The organism is Rhizobium sp. NZLR1b, from assembly GCF_019685155.1.
Classification (GTDB): Bacteria; Pseudomonadota; Alphaproteobacteria; order Rhizobiales; family Rhizobiaceae; genus Rhizobium.
Genome location: NZ_JABDWC010000007.1, coordinates 276,949 through 296,715, shown reverse-complemented (window position 1 = coordinate 296,715; position 19,767 = coordinate 276,949). Strand labels below are relative to the sequence as shown.

18 protein-coding genes and 1 tRNA gene are annotated in these 19,767 nt (G+C 61.0%); 12 read left to right on the top strand and 7 right to left on the bottom strand.

The genetic code is table 11. The features are described from left to right. Positions 1-231: 231 nt before the first annotated feature. Entirely contained in the window at positions 232-2,238 is a 2,007-nt protein-coding gene (locus HJB84_RS13615; protein ID WP_221116145.1) for an ABC transporter ATP-binding protein/permease, read from the top strand. Between the two features lie 20 nt (positions 2,239-2,258). Here the strand turns inward: HJB84_RS13615 and HJB84_RS13610 are convergent, their stop codons facing one another. Next, on the bottom strand, positions 2,259-2,720 hold the full coding sequence (locus HJB84_RS13610) for a MarR family winged helix-turn-helix transcriptional regulator (protein ID WP_207582768.1): 462 nt from the start codon (positions 2,718-2,720) through the stop codon (positions 2,259-2,261). A gap of 124 nt (positions 2,721-2,844) precedes the next feature. Between HJB84_RS13610 and HJB84_RS13605 the strand changes: the two genes are divergently transcribed. Further along, positions 2,845-3,222, top strand: a complete 378-nt coding sequence (locus tag HJB84_RS13605; RefSeq protein WP_221116144.1) for a nuclear transport factor 2 family protein — start codon at positions 2,845-2,847, stop codon at positions 3,220-3,222. Positions 3,223-3,297: 75 nt separating this feature from the next. On the opposite strand, the gene HJB84_RS13600 is transcribed toward HJB84_RS13605, so the two are convergent. Together HJB84_RS13600 and HJB84_RS13595 are read right to left on the bottom strand one after the other, a co-directional pair. Continuing rightward, complete coding sequence (locus HJB84_RS13600; protein ID WP_207582770.1) at positions 3,298-4,788, bottom strand: MDR family MFS transporter; 1,491 nt, start codon at positions 4,786-4,788, stop codon at positions 3,298-3,300. A 236-nt stretch (positions 4,789-5,024) separates the two neighbouring features. Next, complete coding sequence (locus HJB84_RS13595; RefSeq protein ID WP_221116143.1) at positions 5,025-5,402, bottom strand: hypothetical protein; 378 nt, start codon at positions 5,400-5,402, stop codon at positions 5,025-5,027. A gap of 498 nt (positions 5,403-5,900) precedes the next feature. Between HJB84_RS13595 and HJB84_RS13590 the strand changes: the two genes are divergently transcribed. Both HJB84_RS13590 and HJB84_RS13585 read left to right on the top strand, forming a co-directional pair. After that, complete coding sequence (locus tag HJB84_RS13590; RefSeq protein ID WP_207582772.1) at positions 5,901-6,317, top strand: hypothetical protein; 417 nt, start codon at positions 5,901-5,903, stop codon at positions 6,315-6,317. Positions 6,318-6,479: 162 nt separating this feature from the next. Next, positions 6,480-7,040 (top strand): hypothetical protein, encoded by a 561-nt coding sequence (locus tag HJB84_RS13585; protein ID WP_221116142.1) that lies wholly within the window; start codon positions 6,480-6,482, stop codon positions 7,038-7,040. 209 nt (positions 7,041-7,249) lie between these two features. Here HJB84_RS13585 and HJB84_RS13580 read toward each other — a convergent pair. Together HJB84_RS13580 and HJB84_RS13575 are read right to left on the bottom strand one after the other, a co-directional pair. Further along, positions 7,250-7,325, bottom strand: a tRNA-Thr gene (locus tag HJB84_RS13580). 121 nt (positions 7,326-7,446) lie between these two features. After that, positions 7,447-8,406, bottom strand: a complete 960-nt coding sequence (locus HJB84_RS13575) for a nitronate monooxygenase family protein (RefSeq protein WP_207582774.1) — start codon at positions 8,404-8,406, stop codon at positions 7,447-7,449. A gap of 286 nt (positions 8,407-8,692) precedes the next feature. On the opposite strand from HJB84_RS13575, the gene HJB84_RS13570 reads away from it, so the two are divergent. After that, positions 8,693-9,892: a regulator gene (locus tag HJB84_RS13570; protein WP_221116141.1), complete on the top strand. Its 1,200-nt coding sequence runs from the start codon at positions 8,693-8,695 to the stop codon at positions 9,890-9,892. A gap of 102 nt (positions 9,893-9,994) precedes the next feature. On the opposite strand, the gene ppk2 is transcribed toward HJB84_RS13570, so the two are convergent. Next, on the bottom strand, positions 9,995-10,876 hold the full coding sequence (gene ppk2, locus HJB84_RS13565) for a polyphosphate kinase 2 (protein ID WP_221116140.1): 882 nt from the start codon (positions 10,874-10,876) through the stop codon (positions 9,995-9,997). Between the two features lie 349 nt (positions 10,877-11,225). Here ppk2 and phoR point away from each other — a divergent pair, with 349 nt between their 5' ends. The 7 genes from phoR to phoB all read left to right on the top strand — a co-directional run bounded on the left by phoR (position 11,226) and on the right by phoB (position 18,994). Further along, a complete protein-coding gene (gene phoR / locus HJB84_RS13560) occupies positions 11,226-12,338 on the top strand; it encodes a phosphate regulon sensor histidine kinase PhoR (protein WP_405049243.1) in 1,113 nt (370 codons plus the stop codon). 281 nt (positions 12,339-12,619) lie between these two features. Then, the gene (locus HJB84_RS13555; RefSeq protein WP_207582777.1) at positions 12,620-13,654 is read left to right on the top strand and encodes a substrate-binding domain-containing protein; all 1,035 of its coding nucleotides are present in this window, start codon (positions 12,620-12,622) and stop codon (positions 13,652-13,654) included. 137 nt (positions 13,655-13,791) lie between these two features. Beyond that, the gene (gene pstC / locus HJB84_RS13550) at positions 13,792-15,273 is read left to right on the top strand and encodes a phosphate ABC transporter permease subunit PstC (protein WP_207582778.1); all 1,482 of its coding nucleotides are present in this window, start codon (positions 13,792-13,794) and stop codon (positions 15,271-15,273) included. Then, positions 15,270-16,589, top strand: coding sequence for a phosphate ABC transporter permease PstA (gene pstA / locus HJB84_RS13545; protein WP_207582779.1), 1,320 nt, complete (start codon positions 15,270-15,272; stop codon positions 16,587-16,589). The genes pstC and pstA overlap by 4 nt, the downstream gene beginning before the upstream one ends. A gap of 15 nt (positions 16,590-16,604) precedes the next feature. Next, positions 16,605-17,420: a phosphate ABC transporter ATP-binding protein PstB gene (pstB, locus tag HJB84_RS13540; RefSeq protein ID WP_007633576.1), complete on the top strand. Its 816-nt coding sequence runs from the start codon at positions 16,605-16,607 to the stop codon at positions 17,418-17,420. Positions 17,421-17,464: 44 nt separating this feature from the next. Next, the gene (gene phoU, locus HJB84_RS13535; RefSeq protein WP_164006409.1) at positions 17,465-18,178 is read left to right on the top strand and encodes a phosphate signaling complex protein PhoU; all 714 of its coding nucleotides are present in this window, start codon (positions 17,465-17,467) and stop codon (positions 18,176-18,178) included. A gap of 132 nt (positions 18,179-18,310) precedes the next feature. Continuing rightward, positions 18,311-18,994, top strand: coding sequence for a phosphate regulon transcriptional regulator PhoB (phoB, locus tag HJB84_RS13530; protein ID WP_007633570.1), 684 nt, complete (start codon positions 18,311-18,313; stop codon positions 18,992-18,994). Positions 18,995-19,167: 173 nt separating this feature from the next. Here phoB and HJB84_RS13525 read toward each other — a convergent pair whose 3' ends face one another. Then, entirely contained in the window at positions 19,168-19,701 is a 534-nt protein-coding gene (locus HJB84_RS13525) for a GcrA family cell cycle regulator (RefSeq protein ID WP_221116139.1), read from the bottom strand. Positions 19,702-19,767 lie beyond the last annotated feature (66 nt).

The following is a 19,767-nucleotide window of genomic DNA, read 5'->3' as shown; positions in this document are numbered from 1 at the left end:
CGACTATTCGGTCGTACGTGACGATGACGAAGATCCCAGGCTCATCCACGGTTGTAACCAGAGGGGGAACGGGCGACTTCGTCACGCCTCTGGCCGGGTGGCCACCCGGCCAGAGGCTCAATCGCTTCCATCGCACAAAATCTCTAACGTGCAGATACAAGGGGGCCACACGGCACAACGCCAAACGTCGGCATCATGAAACCTTTCGATCTGTAAGCCGTTGTCGTGCTTATGACCGGCGCTAAACTTAATCCGATATCGGTCGACGGCACCGAACCGCAGGGTTCCGAGGCGTCGCTCGACGAGAAGGCATCGACTGTCGAGGTCGTGCCGCCGCCAGATGTCATCGAACCCAGTCCGGAACTGACGCCCGAGGAGGCCGAGCAGGCACGCAAGAAGTATTTGCTCAAGCGTTTCTGGATCAGCGCCCGCCACTACTGGAGCCGCGGCGGTGACAGGCTCGCCTGGCCGTGCACACTCGGGCTGCTGGCGCTGATCGGCATCAATGTCGGTTTCCAGTATGGAATCAATCTGTGGAACCGCGGGATCTTTGACGCCATAGAGCGACACGATGCCGGCACCGTCTATTTCCTCAGCGCCGTCTTCCTGCCGCTGGTGCTCGGCACCGTCGCCGTTGTCACCACACAAGTCGCGCTACGCATGATGATCCAGCGCCGCTGGCGTTCCTGGCTGACGACCGCCGTCATCGGGCGCTGGCTGGCAAACGGCCGTTATTATCAGTTGAACCTGATCGGCGGTGACCACAAGAACCCCGAAGCGCGCATTTCGGAGGATTTGCGGATTGCCACCGAAGCCCCTGTCGATTTCATCGCCGGGGTCATTTCCGCATTCTTGGCGGCTTCGACCTTCATCGTCGTGCTCTGGACGATCGGCGGGGCGTTGACGCTGCCGATCGCAGGTTTCACCGTCACCATTCCCGGCTTTCTCGTCGTCACTGCGGTTCTCTATGCCGCGATTACCTCCAGTTCGATGGCGGTCATCGGCCGGCATTTCGTCCAGGTCTCCGAGGCTAAAAATCAAACCGAAGCCGAATTTCGCTACACGCTGACGCATGTGCGCGAAAACGGCGAGAGCATCGCATTGCTCGGCGGCGAAGAGGAGGAGCGCAACGACCTCAACAAAACCTTCACCAATGTGCTCGGGCAATGGGCGCTGCTTGCCCGCCAGCACATGCGCACAACGCTTGTGTCGCATGGATCGATGCTGATTGCTCCCGTCGTGCCGGTCTTGCTGTGCGCTCCGAAGTTTCTCGAAGGCAGCATGACGCTCGGACAGGTCATGCAGGCTGCGTCTGCTTTCGCCATCGTCCAGGGCGCGTTCGGATGGCTGGTCGATAACTATCCCCGTCTTGCCGACTGGAACGCCTGTGCACGGCGCATCGCTTCGCTGATGATGTCGCTCGACGGGCTGGAGCGGGCCGAACAGAGCGACGCGCTCGGGCGCATCAAGCGCGGCGAGACGGAGGGCGAGGCGATGCTCAGCCTGAACGATCTCTCGGTGTCGCTTGACGACGGCACCGCCGTGGTCACGGAAACCCAGGTGGCGATCGAACCCGGCGAGCGGGTGCTCGTATCCGGCGAATCCGGGTCGGGCAAGAGCACGCTGGTGCGGGCGATCGCCGGTCTTTGGCCCTGGGGTGACGGCAGCGTCAATTTCCACGCCGACCGACGCTTGTTCATGCTGCCGCAACGGCCCTACATCCCGTCGGGCACGCTTCGCCGCGCCGTCGCCTATCCCGGCGCCGCCGATAGCTGGACGCTGGATAAGATCAAGGAGGCCCTCGCCAAGGTGGGACTGGATTATCTGAACGACAGGATCGAGGAAGACGCGCCCTGGGACCAGACCTTGTCGGGCGGCGAAAAGCAGCGGCTCGCCTTTGCGCGTCTCCTGCTGCACACCCCCGATATCATCGTGCTGGATGAAGCAACCTCGGCACTCGATGAGAAGAGCCAGGACAAGATGATGCAGATGGTGATCCAAGAATTGCCAGAGGTGACCATCATCAGTGTCGCACATCGCGCCGAACTCGAAGTCTTCCATAGCCGCAAGATCACCCTGGAGCGGCGCGAGGGCGGAGCAAAGCTGGTCAGCGATATCGATCTGATCAAGCGCAAGAGAAAGCGGACCTTATTGTCACGCGTTTTGGAGAACCGCCGCTCCCTGCCGAAGGCCGGCACGGCCGCGAACAAGGCGGCGCAGCCGCGGAATGGGAAATGACGTCCGCTTGGGCGCAGAATTCATCGGTCGCGCAAGGGAACCTCCGCGCTGGCAATCCGATCCAGATTTTCGATCAGCCGCTTGAGCAGATCGACAAGCTGTGCCGATTCCGCATCCGTAAACCCTGCCAATGCCTCGTTATTCCCTTGGAACAAGGCGGCAATCGCCTCCGGCATGGCTTCTTGTGCAGCCTTCGTCAGCACGATGCGGCTGCTGCGCCCGTCAGCCGGGTCGCGTGTCCGCGCAATCAGGCCATCCCGCTCCATGCGGGTAAGCATCTGCGCCATCGGCGGTTGCTCTGTCCTCGCAAAGCGGGCGAGATCGCGCTGCGTGCTTGCCTTGCCATCTTGCAGCGCCACCAGCACCGGCAACTGGCCAACACCGAAACCGAGCGGTTTGAGGCGTGACTCGCTGAGCCGCGCAAACCCCCGCGCCGCGAGACTGATGAGATGCCCCGGCGTCGACAGCACGTCTTCGTCCATTCCATTTACCCTTTTTCCCACGCGCTTGACTGCAAGATATATACGTACATATATATATTCATGCACGGCGTTCGACAATGCCGTTTCGACAGCGAATGTTTCAATTTCCACGGAGGGAACCGATATGTCGCAAAATGATGTTGAGATGATCAAGCGCATCTATGCCAGCTTCAATGCGAGAGATATCGACGCGGTCCTTGCCGTGCTGTCCGATAATGTCGCCTGGGCCAACGGCATGGATGGCGGCCATATCCATGGTCGTGAGGCCGTGCGCGACTATTGGACAAGGCAGTGGGCTGTCATCAGCCCGCACGTCGAGCCGGTCGAATTCGAAAAAACCGAAGATGGCGCCGTCGCTGTCGAGGTGATCCAGTCGGTCTTCGACCTTGATGGCCGGCCGCTTGAGGGGCAGACCCACGGCCTGAAGGACAAGACCGTGACGCATATCTTCCGCATCGCAGGCGATGGGATTATTCGCTTCGATATCCAGGATGCCTTGTAAGCCCGCATGCTCTGTAAGCTTGTACTGACTATGCCGGGGACGACCATCGATCCCTCGGCGGCCCAGCCGAACCGCCTAATGCGAGGCCGCCTCGCTTGCAACTGCCGCGCCCTTTTGGCTCCGACTAGATCCGACCGGGATCAGCCACGTTGTGAAGAAGGTCAGCACCGCGACGACGACCACGCCCCAGAAGCTCCAGTGCAGGGCTGCGTTGAAGACCGAGCGGATCGCCGGGTCGGCGGCGAGCGCAGAAAGCCCGGTCGGCTGGTTCAGCGCCTCGCGCAGGCCGGCCGCCGCCTCGCCGCCTGCATAATGGTTGATGCCGGCATTGAGAATGGCGCCGAGCACGGTGGCGCCGAGCGTATTGCCGAGGCTGCGGGCAAAGATGATCGAGGCGGTGGCGCTGCCGCGCATCGACCATTCGACGCTGTCCTGCACCAGCACGATGCTGGTGAGGCTGATCAGACCCATGCCGAAGCCCATGAAGAAGGAGCCGGCGCCGGCAAGCGCCGGCGAGCTCTCAGGTGTCAGGAACAACAGGAAACAGGCGCCGAACGGAAAGAGCAGGCTGCCGACCCGCAGCGTCCGGCGGATGCCGAAGGCTTTGTAGAAGCGGCTGGAGAGCATGACGGCCAGCGGCCAGCCGACGACCAGCATGGTGAGCGTGAAGCCGGCGACAAGAGGCGAGCGGCCGAGCACGCCCTGCACATAGAGCGGCAGGATTGTCGAAAGCCCGATCAGCGCCATGCCGGCCAGCAGCGTCGCCGCATTGCTGGTGGCGATCAAGCGGCGGCTCCAGAGCGGGATCGAAATAATCGGCTCCGGCGCCCGCTTCTCCTGGGCGAGGAAGAGAATGCCCGAGACGATGAAGACGGCGAAAAGCGACAGCAGGATCCAGGCGCTCGCATCGGTTTCCGTCAGCATGACCAGGAGCGCGACGATCGAGATCGAAAACAGTACCGATCCGAGGTAGTCGATCTTTGCCTGCTTGTGCGCCACGTCCTCCTTGAGGAAGACCATGAAGGCGATGATCGAGATAATGCCGATCGGCAGGTTGATCCAGAAGATCCAGGCCCAGGAGATATTGTCGACGATGATGCCGCCGGCAAGCGGCCCGACGACGGCCGACGTCGCCCAGACGGTCGCCATTGCACCCTGAACGCGGCCGCGCTCCTCGAGCTTGAAGAGATCGCCGATGATGGTCATCGTCACCGGCTGGATCGCGCCCGCACCCAGCCCCTGCAGCAGCCGGAACAGCACCAGCGACATCATCGACCAGGCAAAGCCGCAGAGCAAAGAGCCCAGAAGGAAAATCAGGATGCCGCCGATCAGCACCGGCTTGCGCCCAAAGATGTCGGAGAGTTTGCCGTAGATCACGGTCGTCGTCGACTGCGCCAGCAGGAAGGCCGAAAACACCCAGCTGTAATAGGAAAAACCGCCGAGCTGCCCGACGATGCGCGGCATCGCGGTTGCCACGATCGTTGCCTCGATCGCCACCATGAAGGTCGCGACCATGATGGTGGCGACGATAAGCACGCGGTTCGAGCGTTGCGCTGCATTCGACATGACGATCCTCTTCGGGTGCTCCGCAGATGCCGGGAATGTCGGCAGGCTGGCTGGGATGTGGGGCGATGCGCCGCTTGCGGAGTGATGGGTAGTTTTACGTCCGCAAGCGCGAGTCGTAAAGCCGTTCTCGCGGCTGTTATTTTCGCGCGATTTCGGAGCAGCGACGGCCGAAGCGAAGACCCGGCGTCCCCGGGCCTTCATTCTGTCAGGAGGTCAGGCTGATATCCGCTCCACCCTCATTGCGGGCAGGCCTCGCCGCCCGAGCCGGTATTCGCGGAACCGGCGGTGCAATCCGGCGTCGGCTTGAGGTCCGGATTGACGCCGCCGGGATTGATCGTGCTGCGGCCGCTATTCAACTCGACGCCGCCATTGCCGGTGGTGCCGCCGCTCGTGCTGCCGGTGGTGCCGGGATCGGTCCCGACAGAACCGCTGCCCGCCGAACCAGTGCTGCCAGAACCGGCACCGGCCGAACCCGCACCCGAACTCCCCGATCCGCCAATGATCGGCGCCACCGACAGCCGCCCACTGGAATCTGCTCCACCCGTCGTCTGCGCCAGCGCCGTGCCGGCAAGACCGATCGAAAGCAGCGATATCGCGATGAATTTGCAGGACATAATGTTCTCCATGCTTGTTGCCTCAGGGGGAACCAGCTCGGCGGCGGCATTGTTCCTGCAATGTCGCGATTTTCAGGTTGTTGACGGTATAAGCGGGGGCATCGGTGCAAGGTGGGAAATTTCGGATAAATTCGCGCGCCGATTGTTTTCTTTTCGGCGACTGCTAACGTGGCCCGCCCATATTCAAGGTGCCCTTCTTTGCCGCTCTATCGATTAATTGCTGTTTGTCTTGCTCTGCTGATGCGGCCCGTCGTCGAGGTCCTAGCCACTGCCGTCTAGTTAAACCGGAAATTCAAGGTGGCTCCTGGACAGGGGACATTTCTTTAACGCATCATCGCCTCATTTTCGGCAGAGCGCTAGGTAGCTTTCAGATTGTTGAGATTGCTTATTTTACGATGGGAGTTCCCACTACTTCCAGCGCTCTTCGCGCTGGCGTGCCATTTCGTCATTGTCTTCCAGGAGTTCTATAAACCTGGCCCAAAAAGCTGGGAGACCTCAATGCTTTGCGTCCCTATTTTTGCTTATATTTGGGCGAACGTTTTCTCGATCCTGGTAGATCAGACGGCCGTTTCGATGCTGTCAGCCTCACTGGCGACGGCTCTTCCGTGCGCCTGTTTAGCAATCTATTTCATCTACTCGCGCCAGATTAAACGCAAACCTGACCCGCAGATTTCAACCGCCAAGGCGTTAGGCATTGCGCTTTCAGGTCTGGCTCTAGTTGCGCTAGCTGCATATGGCATGGGTCAAATCACCACATGTACCAACGCGAAGTGCCGAGGCGGGACCGAGCTATTTGGTCATTTCAGATTTGGCGCGTTTTATCTGATTTGCCTTTGGGGCGGCTGGATCAGCATGTGTTCCTTTCTGATTCTCCATGACGTTTTGAGGCGGTTTTTCAAGTGGGCTATCAAATGATGACGGGGTTATGCCTGCGCCGCCGGATGGGCCATATCCTCCTCGGTCATTTGCATTTGCGTAAGAGCTTCACCGGAAGCCTTGCTGAAGTTTTTCGCAGAAACGATAGTTGAAAATCTCCCGATACCATGCAACTTGCGAGCGGGTTTGGGGCTATTTCAAATGTTTTCATTTCTCTTCAGTTTGCAGGGCTTGTCGGTTGCGGTTTTATGTTCGACCGCCGTTCTTCTTCCGACTTCGAGGATTGCGGCAGATAAATGGGCAGAGAAAGTCTTTCCAGATCCGCTCAAATGCGCCTTCACAGAAGGGGCAATATCATATTACGCCGATGATCAGGCGATCAATATCACCGTCGCCATTCCAGACGAGGCCAAAGCAAGCCTCAAGACGATGGAAAGAAAGATAACGGCGACATGCACTTCGAATGACATGCCGCTAATAAATGTCGCTACAAGTGGTGAATTCTTCGGAAGCAGATACACCCAGTTCAGCATGCGGATCTACGCTCTCGATGCTGGCGGCGGCTGCATGTCGCCCTTCTACTACTACTTTTCGTTCCCGGAAAAAGCAAAGACGCTGCATGACAACATCCTGCAGCGCACGGGAAGGGACCTCAAAGTACTTTCCGGATCTGGACAGAACGAGCCCATTGATGACCGAGGATGGATCACCGACTACGGTGATCATAGCACCTATTCCTGTTCCATGGAGGAAGGGTTCTGAGCTATTGTCCCTCTAGCTGAACACCTTTATGGCAGCGGTTGCGAAACTTCCGACTGGAGGAGACTTGAGTTCCGTGGTGGAGGCTCACACTCGTCTTATTCGGCCGCGAATGCCATTTACATGCGTGCTGCCCAGATGCTGCCCGCAGAAAAGGCCTCACCGTACTTCGGCGCATTATCTCAATAACATGTTGAAATCTGAGAGAAAAATGGTGCCGCTTGCAGGACTCGAACCTGCGACCCCATCATTACGAATGATGTGCTCTACCACCTGAGCTAAAGCGGCATCTCACGGCCGAAGCATGCGGCCTACGATTTGCATGGCGCTGATACAGCCATTGTCCGAAGATTTCAAGCGCCCTGTCATGCCTTTGGCAAAAAAGAGGGCAGCGGCGGGGAGAGCCGGTTCAGAGGCTAAGCCGGGCGCGAGCGGCCTTGTATTCGGCCTCCAGCCGGTCGACGAGGTTGGCCACCGGCTCGACGGCCTTGATGGCGCTGATGCCCTGGCCGCTGCCCCATATGTCCTTCCAGGCCTTGGCGCCGCCGACCGCCTGTTCGAAATCCATCTTCGAGACATCGGCTGCGGGCAGGTTGTCGGGGTCCATGCCGGCGGCGACGATCGAGGGCTTGAGATAGTTGCCGTGCACGCCGGTGAAATAGTTGGAATAGACGATGTCGGCCGCGGCACTTTCGACGATCGCCTGCTTGTAGGCTTCGGTGGCGCGTGCCTCTTGCGTGGCGATGAAGGGCGAGCCGATATAGGCCATGTCGGCGCCCATCGCTTCTGCTGCGAGAATGGCGCCGCCGGTGGAAATCGCACCGGCCAGCAGCAGCGGCCCGTCGAACCATTCGCGGATTTCCTGGATCAGCGCAAAGGGCGACAGCGTGCCGGCATGGCCGCCGGCCCCGGCCGCCACCGCGATCAGCCCGTCGGCCCCCTTGCGGATTGCCGAATGGGCGTGGCGGTTGTTGATAATGTCATGCAGTACGATGCCGCCATAGGAATGCACAGCCGCATTGACCTCAGGCACCGCGCCGAGCGAGGAGATGACGATCGGCACCTTGTATTTGACGCAGAGCGACAGATCGTGCTCCAGCCGCTTGTTCGACATATGGACGATCTGATTGACGGCAAAGGGGGCAGCCGGCCTTTCGGGATGGGCGGCGTCGTGGCGGGCAAGCTCTTCGGTGATCTCGGCCAGCCATTCGTCGAGCTGGCTTGCCGGCCGGGCGTTCAGTGCCGGAAACGCCCCGATGACGCCCGCCTTGCATTGCGCCAGCGTCAGCGCCGGATGCGAGATGATGAACAGCGGCGAGCCGATGACCGGCAGTCTCAATTTGTCTTTGAGGATCGGGGGCAGGGCCATGCTTCATCGCTTCCATTGACGTTTACGAAAACGTCAACCTCTTAACAGAGAAGAAAACGCGATAAAAGAGCGGCTGCCATGCCTTCGTCGATTTGAGCCCGAATATATACGTCCGGGAAAGCTAATAAAATAAGCCCCGTAAGCGGTGAAACTCGGCAATAATCCCGCCGATGAACCGCAGCCGGGCCTGCAAGGCTTGCGGTTTGCCGCGCTTGCCGCTACCGAATTTTGATGGAGAACGGCGGGGATTGCAGTCCGATGCCGGGTTCAAGGTGAAGGACTGAATGTGAGCGGATTAGAAACGGCCATCAGAACAGCGCTCGAGAATTCCGATCGCGACAATCCGGAGGTTCGAGCGAGGATCTATCAGTCGGCCCGCCAGGCGCTTGAAGCCGGCCTGCGCAAGCAGGATATCACCGATACCGAGGTCGTTGCCCATCACCGCCATCGCCTGGAAAGCACCATCCACGCCATCGAAGGCGAGGAGCGCGACCGCCTTCACCCACGCCAGAGGCCGCCTGAAGTGCCCGTGCCGCCTGTTGTGGAAATGCCGGCGCCGCCCATTCACAAGGGTGATGTGGCCGATATCGACAACCTCATCGACAGCCCCGTGGCCGCAGGCGAGACCCGCGCCCCCGAAGTGGCCCACGGCCGCAGCGACGATTTCAGTCTCGACGACGTGCATGCGGGCAGTGCCGATCACCTGGCTGCCGCGCCCGTCGGCGAGGAGCGGCTTAGCCGCGGCCAGCGCGCCACCAATTTGGATTTCCGCCCGGAACGGGCGGCAGGCCGCCGCAAGCCGCGCAAATTCTTTTCCAGGCTGCTGGTCTGGTGCGTCCTGCTTGCCTTCATCGGCATCGGCGCCTGGTGGGCGCATACGTCGGGCCTGCTGCTGACGGCGGCCGAGCGCGACACCAGCGTTGCCAACCCGCCGGCCAGCACCCAGCCCGAGGATTTCACCGGCAATGACGACAGCGCCGGCAATGCCGCTCCTCAAACCGACGAACCGGTGACCATCGATCCGCAGAACAGCTTTTCGGCCGATTGGATCCCGCTGTTCAAGCCCGAAGAGGCCGACAAGATCCAGAGCGGTCCGCGGGCGCGCACCGAAAAGATCGCCGAGAATGACGGCCCCGCCATCCGCCTGATTTCTGAGAGCGGCGCAGCCGACGGCAATATCTCGATCAGCGTTCCCCCCTCGGTGCTGCAGCAGCTTGCCGGCAAATCCTCGACGATCGCACTGACGCTGCAATCGACCACCGACGAGCCAACGCAGGTCACCGTCGAATGCAATTTCCAGTCGCTCGGCAATTGCGCCCGCCATCGCTTCAACGTCACCCGCGAAAAGTCGGATGTGCTGCTGCAGGTGAAATTCGATCGCTCGCTGGCGCCGAATGCGCCGGGCACGCTGACGATCAACAGCGATCTCGACGGCAAGGCGCGCGGCATCAACCTCTTCGCGATCCGCATCCTGCCGGGGCAGTGATCTCAGCCCCGGCAAAGCCGGTGGCGCCAGCCTCGGCGAAGCCGATGGCCCCAGCCCCAGCGAAGCCGGTGACCCCGGCTGCGCTACCTCTTTCAGAAAACCCTATTTCAAGAATCCAGGCCCTGAGCCGATGATCTCCTCATCGACCATGCCGAGCACCGTCTTGTCCTTGCCGTCATAATCCATCCGGTTCAGCATGTGGCGGATGAGTTCGAGGCGCGCCCGCCGCTTGTCGTTGGCGCGGATCACCGTCCAGGGCGCGAAATCCGTATGGGTTTCCTTCAGCATCCGGTCGCGCTTTTCGCTGTAATCGCCCCATTTCGTCAGCGCCGCGATGTCCATCGACGACAGCTTCCAGACTTTCAACGGATCGTGCCTGCGGTCGTGAAAACGCTTCAGCTGCATTTCGCGGCCGATATCGAGATAGAATTTGAAGAAGAAGATGCCTTCATGGGCGATGATCTTTTCGAGCTGCGGCGCCTGTTTGAGAAAATCCTCATATTGCTGCGGCGTGCAGAAGCCCATGACCGGCTCGACGCCGGCGCGGTTGTACCAGGAGCGGTCGAACAGCACGAATTCGCCAGCGGTTGGAAACTGGGCGACATAACGCTGGAAATACCATTGTCCCTGTTCGCGCTCGGTCGGCTTGGTCAGCGCCACGACGCGTGCAAGACGAGGGTTCATATGCGCTGAGGAGGCCGAGATCGCGCCGCCCTTGCCGGCAGCGTCGCGTCCTTCAAACAGCGCCATCACCCGCTTGCCTGATGCCTGCAGCCAGAACTGTACCTTGACGAGTTCCACCTGCAGCTTTTCCAGCTGCTCCAGATAATCCTCTTCCTTGAGCTTCTTCTTGTAGGGAAAGTCGCCGGAAGCCAGTGCGTGTTCCTCCACCCAGTCTGGCAGGACGGGATTGTCGACATCGAAGGTGCGCTTCTTGCCGCGGATATCCAGCTCCACAGCCCTGCTTTCGACGGTCTCGGCCATATGCTCCTCCTTAGCGATCGCTTCTTTCCCGCAGGCGAGCATAGTTACCGTTGAAAATCAAATCTTTCGCGTTCGGCCGGTATTTTTTGTGGGTTTCGCCGGCGGCCTTTCACATCGGAGCGGCAGCCCGAAAACTACTGTCATGAATTGGCGCTATCAGGCAGAGTTCAATATCAAGAAAAACGAATCGACGCCGCGAGGGCACTTGCAAGACGAAATTCCATGGAGAAAAAGCCTGTCGGCGCGCATCCGGCGCGAACGGCCGGTGCTGCTGGCGGCGATCCTCAGTGCGCTCGTCACGCTTGCCGCCGGCATGAACAAGTGGGTGGTGCTCATCCTGCTGCTTGTGATGATCGTCACCGCGCTTTTCAACGAGGCGCCTGATATCAAGGCAGAACCGATCGAGCCGGTTGAGATCAAGCCGGAAATGTTGCCAAGCCGCCTGCCGGAAGTGTCCGCCACGCTCGCCGGCCTCGATATTCCGGTCATGGTGCTGTCGGACGATGCCTCGGTGCTCTTTCAGAACCGGGCTGCCGAAAAGGCTTTCGGCGAGGTGGCGCTCGGCGCCCATATATCGGCCCGCCTACGTTCGCCCGGCGTGCTCGACATGGTGCGCGAAACCATCGCCACCAACGCCCCGAACCAGATCGAACATGCCGAGCGGCTGCCCTCCGAGCGTGTCTATATCGTCCGCAGCGCCCCCATTGAATTTTCGGCAGATGGCGGCCCGCATGAGCGCTATTTCATCCTCTCCTTCCGCGATATTTCAGAGGTTCGTCGCATCGATCGCATGCGGTCGGATTTCGTCGCCAATGCGAGCCACGAGCTGCGCACGCCGCTAGCGTCGCTCCGCGGCTTCATCGAGACCATCCAGGGGCCGGCAAAGAACGATCTGAAGGCGCAGGCGCGGTTCCTCGCCATCATGTTCGATCAGACGACACGCATGAGCCGGCTGGTCGACGACCTGCTGTCGCTCTCGCGGCTGGAGCTGAAATCGCATATCGCCCCGGATGAGAAGGTCGACCTAGTGCCGCTGCTCGGCCATGTCAGGGATTCACTCGGCCCGCTTGCCAGGGATGTCGGCGTCGACATCAACCTGCATCTGCCCGACGGCAAGGTCGAGGTGCTGGGAGACCGCGACGAACTCGTCCAGGTGTTCGAAAACCTGATGGAAAACGCCTGCAAATACGGCCAGGAGGGCAAGATCGTCGATGTCTGGCTGAAGAACGGCGCCGGCCAGCCGGTCGAGGTCAGCATCGTCGACAAGGGCCCGGGCATCCCGGCCGAGCATGTGCCGCGCCTGACCGAGCGCTTCTATCGCGTCAGCATCGAGGACAGCCGCTCGAAAAAGGGCACCGGCCTCGGCCTTGCCATCGTCAAGCACATCCTCACCCGCCACCGGGCGCGACTGATCGTCAAATCGGAAGTCGGCAAGGGTACCGATTTCACTGTGCGGTTTTAAGGCGATACGCTGCCTGTCCCCTAAGTAACGATGTTCCAGCGGTTTTTTGCAACATAAGGTTGAGGCGGGCTCGAAGTTCATAGCGTGACCGACACAAGCACTCGGCAGCGCTGAAAATATGCTTTTAGAATCAACGAGATAAACTGTCACAAATGTTTCACCGATTTGACATAAAAGGACGGTGCTTACAGCGCTAAGAGAGTCCCGCCGATGAAAAAAGGCACTGCGAGGGCCTCTCGAAAGGCCGCACTCACACAAGCCCAAATGCCGGGAGATTTCTAATGAACACCTTCAAGCTCACCGTTGCCGCGCTCGCTGCAACCGCTGCTTTCGCTGGCGCTGCCGTCGCCCGCGACCAGATTCAGGTTGCTGGTTCGTCCACCGTCCTGCCTTACGCAAAGATCGTTGCCGAGTCCTTCGGCGAAACCTTCACCAACTTCAAGACGCCGGTCGTTGAATCCGGCGGCACGGGCGCTGGTCTGAAGGAATTCTGCAAGGGCGTTGGCGAAGACACCATCGACATTGCAAACGCTTCGCGTCCGATCAACAAGAACGAAGCCGAAGCCTGCAAGGCTGCAGGCGTCACCGACATTCAGGAAGTCAAGATCGGTTATGACGGCATCGTCTTCGCAACCGACGCTTCCAACCCGGATGTTGCCTACGTTCCCGCAGACATCTACAAGGCCCTCGCAGCCCAGGTCGTCGTCGACGGCAAGCTCGTCGCCAACCCTTACAAGAAGTGGTCGGAAGTCAACCCGAAGCTTCCGGCTGTTGATATCGCTGCCTATATCCCGGGCGAAAAGCACGGCACCCGCGAAGTCTTCGAACAGAACGTTCTCGCCGCCGGCTGCAAGGCCGCCGGTGCCGTCGACGTCATCGCCAAGGAAATCGCCGACAAGGCTGCCCAGGGCAAGGCCTGCGTCGCAGTCCGCAAGGACGGCGCTGCTGTCGACATCGACGGCGACTATCCGGAAACCCTGGCACGCATCGCCGCCAACAAGACCGGCGTCGGCGTATTCGGCCTTTCATTCTATGAAAACAACGCTGACAAGCTCAAGGTTGCCAGCATGAGCGGCATCGTTCCGTCCACCGAAACGATCGCCAACGGCACCTATCCGGTTTCTCGCCCGCTGTTCTTCTACGTCAAGAAGGCACATCTCGGCGCCGTTCCGGGCCTGAAGGAATACGTCAACTTCTTCGTATCCGACCAGATGATCGGCCCCGACAGCCCGCTCGTCGAATACGGCCTGGTTGCCGCTCCGGATGCCGAGCGTGATGCGATCCGCAAGGAAGTCGAAGCCGGCAAGGCTATGTAATGACTTTGCCGGCGCGGCGCTCTAAAGGCCCGCGCCGGCATTGCCTTAAACCCTGGGCGCGCCGACATTTCCGCTGCAGGGTTGAATTCATTCCGCATGATTGGGCTTTTTGGGGCTATGGCCTGGGGACGTAACGAATGAGCACATCCGTCATACTTCTGTGCCTTGTGGTGATCGGTGCCGCCGCCTATCTGGTCGCGCGCAGTCGGGCCACGGCACTTGCCGGGGGCCGGTCCTCCGCATTGCATTCACGGCCGGTCTATTACGGCGCCTATGCGGCGATCTGGGCGGTTCTCCCTGCTCTCCTCGCGCTCTGCGTCTGGCTCTCGGTCAGCCCCGGCATCATCCAGTCCTCGGTTCGCAGCCACTTCCCCGCCGATGTCAAGGCTCAAGCCGCCGTCGAGCAGGATCTTGGCTATTCCATGGTGGCGACGGTCGCCCGTGGCCTGACGATGCTGACCTCGGATGAAACCGCAGCGGTCGCCGGCGATCCGGCCGCCCTGCAGGCCAAGCTCAGCGAAAAGGGTGTGCCGCTTGCCGGCCAGCCGCTGCCTTACATGCTCGACGCAGCCAAGACGCTCAACGCCAAGAGCATGACGAGCCGCCTCGCCATGACGGCGGTCGTCTTCATCCTCGCCATTGCCGGCGCCTTCTATGCGCTGCGCGCCATCGCCCCGCGCTTCCGCGCCCGCAATCGGGTTGAGCGTTTCATGCTCTGGGGCCTGCTACTCGCCTCTTCGATTGCTATCCTGACGACGATCGGCATCGTATTCTCGATGCTGTCGGAAGCCGCCCGCTTCTTTGCCGCCGTTCCCGCCGCCGATTTCTTCTTCGGCACCGTCTGGGACCCGCGTTTTGCCGGCGCCGGCAGCTCGTCCTTCGGTCAGTTCGGCCTTATCCCGCTGCTGCTCGGCACGCTCTATATCGGCATGGTCGCCATGCTGGTCGCCGTACCGGTCGGCCTGTTTGCCGCGATCTACATGGCCGAATACGCCTCGCCGAAGCTGCGCGGGATCGCTAAGCCGCTGCTCGAAGTGCTCGCCGGCATTCCGACGATCGTTTACGGCTTCTTTGCGCTCGTCACCGTCGGCCCGTTCCTGCGCGATTTCTCGGCTCAGATCAGCGGCCTGCTCTCCGGCAACTACACCAACTTCATTCAGGCGCAGAGCGTTCTGACCGCCGGCATCGTCATGGGCATCATGCTGATCCCCTACGTCTCCTCGCTGTCGGACGATATCATCACCGCCGTGCCGCGGACGCTGCGTGACGGTTCGCTCGGTCTTGGCGCCACACGCTCCGAAACCATCAAGAAAGTGGTCTTGCCCGCAGCCCTTCCCGGCATCGTCGGCGCCTTGCTGATGACCGCCTCGCGCGCCATCGGTGAAACTATGATCGTCGTGCTGGCCGCCGGTGTCGCCGCCCGCATCCAGATCAACCCCTTCGAGCCGATGACGACGGTGACCGTCAAGATCGTCAATCAGCTCACCGGCGACCTCGAGTTCACCTCGCCGCAGACGCTGGTTGCCTTCGCCCTTGGCATCACGCTGTTCTGCATCACGCTTTGCCTCAATATCTACGCGCTCTACATCGTGCGCAAATACCGGGAGCAGTACGAATGACGGATATTGTTTCTCCCGCCGGGATAACCGTTTCCAAGGCGCCCACGCGCCGCGATATCGGCATCAAGCGCCGCTACGCCGCCGAACGCCGGTTCCAGGCCTATGGCATCGCCGCCATCTCCTTCGGCCTCATCTTCCTGTTCATCCTGCTGTGGACGGTGATCGGCAAAGGCTACACCGCCTTTCAGCAGACGGCGATCACCCTGCCGATCGAATTTTCCGAGAAGACGATCGACCCCAGCAATAAGCGTGCGACCGATGCTTCGGTGCTGATCGCCGCCAACTACCCGGTTCTCCTGCGCGACGCGATCGTCAAGCAGCTGAACGTCAATGCCGCAAGCCGTCCCGACGTGCGCGATGCATCCGCCATGCTCTCCAAGGGTGCGCCGGTCCAACTGCGCGACATGGTCGTCGCCGACCCGTCGATCATCGGCAAGACGGTCAATGTCACCGTGCTTGCCGACGCCAATGTCGACAGCGCCAACAAGGGCCAGATCGACCTGTCGGTCGATGAGAAGAACCGCAAGGTCAACGACAAGCAGGTTGGCTGGATGAACGAGCTGAAGGCGAGCGGCGCTCTCCACAAGCAGTTCAACACCGGCCTCTTCGTCAACGGCAATTCCAGCCGTCCGGAGGCCGCAGGCCTTGGCGTCGCCCTCATCGGCTCGCTCTACCTGATGCTGATCGTGCTGGTGCTCGCTCTGCCGATCGGCGTTGCCGCCTCGATCTATCTCGAGGAGTTTGCGCCGAAGAACAAGCTGACCGATCTGATCGAGGTCAACATCAACAACCTCGCCGCCGTGCCCTCGATCGTCTACGGTCTGCTCGGCCTTTCCGTCTTCATCAACTTCGTCGGCCTGCCGCGTTCGGCTTCGCTGGTTGGCGGCCTGGTGCTGACGTTGATGACCCTGCCGACGATCATCATTGCGACGCGCGCCGCACTGCGCGCCGTGCCGCCGTCGATCCGCGCTGCAGCCCTCGGCCTCGGCGCCTCGAAGATGCAGATGGTGTTCCACCATGTTCTGCCGCTCGCCATGCCCGGCATCCTCACCGGCACGATCATCGGCCTGGCGCATGCGCTCGGCGAAACCGCGCCGCTGCTGCTGATCGGCATGGTCGCCTTCGTCGCCAACGCGCCGACGACGCCGCTCGATCCCTCGACGGCTCTGCCCGTGCAGGTCTATATGTGGGCCAACGAGGCCGAACGTGCCTTCGTCGAGCGGACTTCGGGTGCCATCATCGTCCTGCTCCTGTTCCTGATCGTCATGAACATGGGCGCCATCCTCTTGCGTCGTCGCTTCGAGCGCCGCTGGTAAACGGAGTTACACATCATGAACATGTTGACGGAAGCTGCAGTTGAAAAAGCGCTGGATCAGAAGATGAGCAACGTCCCTTATAAGATGATCGGCAAGGATGTCTCGGTTTACTATGGCGAGAAGCGCGCGCTTTTCGATGTGAACCTGAACATCCGCGAAAACACCGTAACCGCGCTGATCGGCCCGTCCGGCTGCGGCAAGTCGACCTTCCTGCGGAGCCTAAACCGCATGAACGACACGATCGACGGCTGCCGGGTCACCGGCAAGATCACGCTTGATACCGACGATATCTATGATCCCGATATCGACGTCGTCGAACTTCGCGCCCGCGTCGGCATGGTCTTCCAGAAGCCGAACCCGTTCCCGAAGACGATCTATGAAAACGTCTCCTACGGCCCGCGCATCCATGGCCTTGCCAAGTCGAAGGCCGATCTCGACCAGATCGTCGAGACCAGCCTGCAGCGTGCCGGCCTCTGGAACGAGGTCAAGGACCGCGTGCATGAATCCGGCACCGGCCTGTCCGGCGGTCAGCAGCAGCGCCTCTGCATTGCCCGCGCCGTCGCCGTCAGCCCTGAAGTCATCCTGATGGACGAGCCCTGCTCGGCGCTCGACCCGATCGCCACCGCCAAGGTCGAGGAACTGATCCACGAACTGCGCGAGAACTACACGATCGTCATCGTCACCCACTCCATGCAGCAGGCCGCGCGCGTCTCGCAGCGCACCGCCATGTTCCACCTCGGCAATCTCGTCGAGGAGAACGACACCGACAAGATGTTCACCAATCCCGACGATCCGCGCACCCAGGACTACATCATGGGTCGCTTCGGTTGATTTTGGCGACACCAAGCCTTCCCGTTATTCGAGGATAAAGCCCCATGGCATCGACACATATTTTTTCTGCCTATGATGATGATCTGAAGTTCCTGTCCAGGCGGATTTCCGAAATGGGCGGCCTGGCCGAGCAGATGGTCAGCGAGGCCGTCCGGGCGCTCGTCAACGGCGATACCGCGCTGGCGCAGAAGGTCATCTCCGACGATGTGATCCTCGATCACGCCGAGCGAGAAATCGGCGACAAGGCGATCGTTACCATCGCCCGCCGTCAACCGATGGCCTCGGACCTGCGCGAAATCATGGGTTCGATCCGCATCGCCGCCGATCTCGAACGCGTCGGCGACCTCGGCAAGAACACCGCCAAGCGCGTCATCGCCGTGCAGAGCACCGGCGTTCCGCGCAAGCTCGCCCGCGGTCTCGAGCATCTGTCCGAGCTGGCGCTCGTCCAGCTCAAGGAAGTGCTCGACGTCTACACGACGCGCTCCGCCGACAAGGCCAATGCGATCCGTGAACGCGACAACGAGATCGACGCGATGTACACCTCGCTGTTCCGCGAGCTGCTGACCTACATGATGGAAGATCCGCGCAACATCACCAGCTGCACGCATCTGCTCTTCTGCGCCAAGAACATCGAGCGCATCGGCGACCACGCCACCAACATCGCCGAGACGATCTACTACATGGCGACCGGCGCACAGCCGGAAGGTGACCGTCCGAAAGACGACAGCGCCAACACCGTCGGCGCGGTCACGGAATAAAGCCCATACTAGCCGTTGCGTGCGCGCCCATCCGGGCGCGCAAAGAGGTCGCAGCCACCTTTCTGAATTTGCGCAGGATGCATTGCTTAAATCACCCCGGTTTAAGGAACATGCGCGAGGAGACCGACAGGCATGATCCCGAGAGTTGCAGTTGTTGAAGACGAGGAAGCCTTGAGCGTGCTTCTTCGCTACAATCTCGAAGCGGAAGGCTTCGAGGTCGATACTATCCTTCGTGGCGACGAAGCCGAAATCAGGCTTCAGGAGCGCACGCCCGACCTGCTCATCCTCGATTGGATGCTGCCCGGCGTCTCCGGCATCGAACTCTGCCGGCGCCTGCGCATGCGGCCGGAAACCGAACGTCTGCCGATCATCATGCTGACGGCGCGCGGCGAAGAGAGCGAGCGCGTCCGCGGACTGTCGACCGGGGCCGACGATTACGTCGTCAAGCCGTTCTCGACCCCGGAGCTCGTTGCCCGCGTCAAGGCGATGCTACGCCGCGCCCGTCCCGAGGTGCTGTCGACGGTGCTGAAATGCGGCGATATCGAACTCGACCGCGAAACCCATCGCGTCCATCGCAAAAGCCGCGAAGTCCGCCTCGGCCCCACCGAATTCCGCCTGCTGGAATTCCTGATGTCGTCGCCGAGCCGGGTCTTCTCCCGCTCGCAGCTTCTCGACGGCGTCTGGGGCCACGATATCTATGTCGACGAACGCACCGTCGACGTCCATGTCGGCCGCCTGCGCAAGGCGCTGAACTTCTCCAACATGCAAGACGTCATCCGCACCGTCCGCGGCGCCGGCTATTCGATGGAAGCCTGAGGGGTTTCCGATAAAGTCGAGCAAGCTCTGCCCCTCACCCTAACCCGACCGGGGTCGAGCCACTCGTCTCGACCCCGGTGCCGGCAGGCGGATGAGGGGCAGCCACACCCAACGTACTCACATAAAAAAACGGGCCTTCCAGCCCGTTTTTGCATGTCGACAATGTCACCCGTTCAGCTCGCCCGCGCTGCCGCCCGGCGGCGTTCGTTGACGGGCTGGTAGGCGAGTTTCTGGTGATAGCCGCAATAGGGTGAATTGTCGGGGGACTCGCAGCCGCAGAAGTGGAAGTCATCCTTCAGCGGATCGCCGACCGGCCACTTGCAAGTGCGTTCGGTCAGTTCCGTCAGGCCGAGGCGGCGGGAGATCGGCACGACCACGCTGCCTTTCGGCACGTATTCCATTTCCTCGACCGTTTCGATCTCGATCTCTTCCTTCAGCATCGTTGCGCCCTGCTGGCGGGTAACGGTGCGGGTGGTGATCCGAGAGGCGAAGTTCGGCGCGCGCGGCGCCGATGTATTGCGTTTCGGCGTTCGGGCCGTGGCGGCCGTGCCGCCGGCCTTGGCGCGGCCCGGAAGGCTCAGGCGGTGCACCTTGCCGATTACAGCGTTTCTGCTGACACCGCCAAGTTGCGCCGCGATCTGGCTGGCGCTCAGTCCTTCGGCCCAAAGCTTCTTGAGTTTCTCGACCCGCTCGTCTGTCCAGTTCATGCCCTGTCTCCACCTTCTGCGTTGGTGATGGCAGAATCCCTCACCGTTGCCTCGGAAGCTCCGAAA

Excerpts from the sequence above, each read along its gene's own strand:
- HJB84_RS13615 (WP_221116145.1), top strand. The coding sequence starts at position 232 with ATGACCGGCGCTAAACTTAATCCGATATCGGTCGACGGCACCGAACCG.
- HJB84_RS13610 (WP_207582768.1), bottom strand. The coding sequence starts at position 2,720 with ATGGACGAAGACGTGCTGTCGACGCCGGGGCATCTCATCAGTCTCGCG.
- HJB84_RS13605 (WP_221116144.1), top strand. The coding sequence starts at position 2,845 with ATGTCGCAAAATGATGTTGAGATGATCAAGCGCATCTATGCCAGCTTC.
- HJB84_RS13600 (WP_207582770.1), bottom strand. The coding sequence starts at position 4,788 with ATGTCGAATGCAGCGCAACGCTCGAACCGCGTGCTTATCGTCGCCACC.
- HJB84_RS13595 (WP_221116143.1), bottom strand. The coding sequence starts at position 5,402 with ATGTCCTGCAAATTCATCGCGATATCGCTGCTTTCGATCGGTCTTGCC.
- HJB84_RS13590 (WP_207582772.1), top strand. The coding sequence starts at position 5,901 with ATGCTTTGCGTCCCTATTTTTGCTTATATTTGGGCGAACGTTTTCTCG.
- HJB84_RS13585 (WP_221116142.1), top strand. The coding sequence starts at position 6,480 with ATGTTTTCATTTCTCTTCAGTTTGCAGGGCTTGTCGGTTGCGGTTTTA.
- HJB84_RS13575 (WP_207582774.1), bottom strand. The coding sequence starts at position 8,406 with ATGGCCCTGCCCCCGATCCTCAAAGACAAATTGAGACTGCCGGTCATC.
- ppk2 (WP_221116140.1), bottom strand. The coding sequence starts at position 10,876 with ATGGCCGAGACCGTCGAAAGCAGGGCTGTGGAGCTGGATATCCGCGGC.
- phoR (WP_405049243.1), top strand. The coding sequence starts at position 11,226 with ATGATCGTCACCGCGCTTTTCAACGAGGCGCCTGATATCAAGGCAGAA.
- HJB84_RS13555 (WP_207582777.1), top strand. The coding sequence starts at position 12,620 with ATGAACACCTTCAAGCTCACCGTTGCCGCGCTCGCTGCAACCGCTGCT.
- pstC (WP_207582778.1), top strand. The coding sequence starts at position 13,792 with ATGAGCACATCCGTCATACTTCTGTGCCTTGTGGTGATCGGTGCCGCC.
- pstA (WP_207582779.1), top strand. The coding sequence starts at position 15,270 with ATGACGGATATTGTTTCTCCCGCCGGGATAACCGTTTCCAAGGCGCCC.
- pstB (WP_007633576.1), top strand. The coding sequence starts at position 16,605 with ATGAACATGTTGACGGAAGCTGCAGTTGAAAAAGCGCTGGATCAGAAG.
- phoU (WP_164006409.1), top strand. The coding sequence starts at position 17,465 with ATGGCATCGACACATATTTTTTCTGCCTATGATGATGATCTGAAGTTC.
- phoB (WP_007633570.1), top strand. The coding sequence starts at position 18,311 with ATGATCCCGAGAGTTGCAGTTGTTGAAGACGAGGAAGCCTTGAGCGTG.
- HJB84_RS13525 (WP_221116139.1), bottom strand. The coding sequence starts at position 19,701 with ATGAACTGGACAGACGAGCGGGTCGAGAAACTCAAGAAGCTTTGGGCC.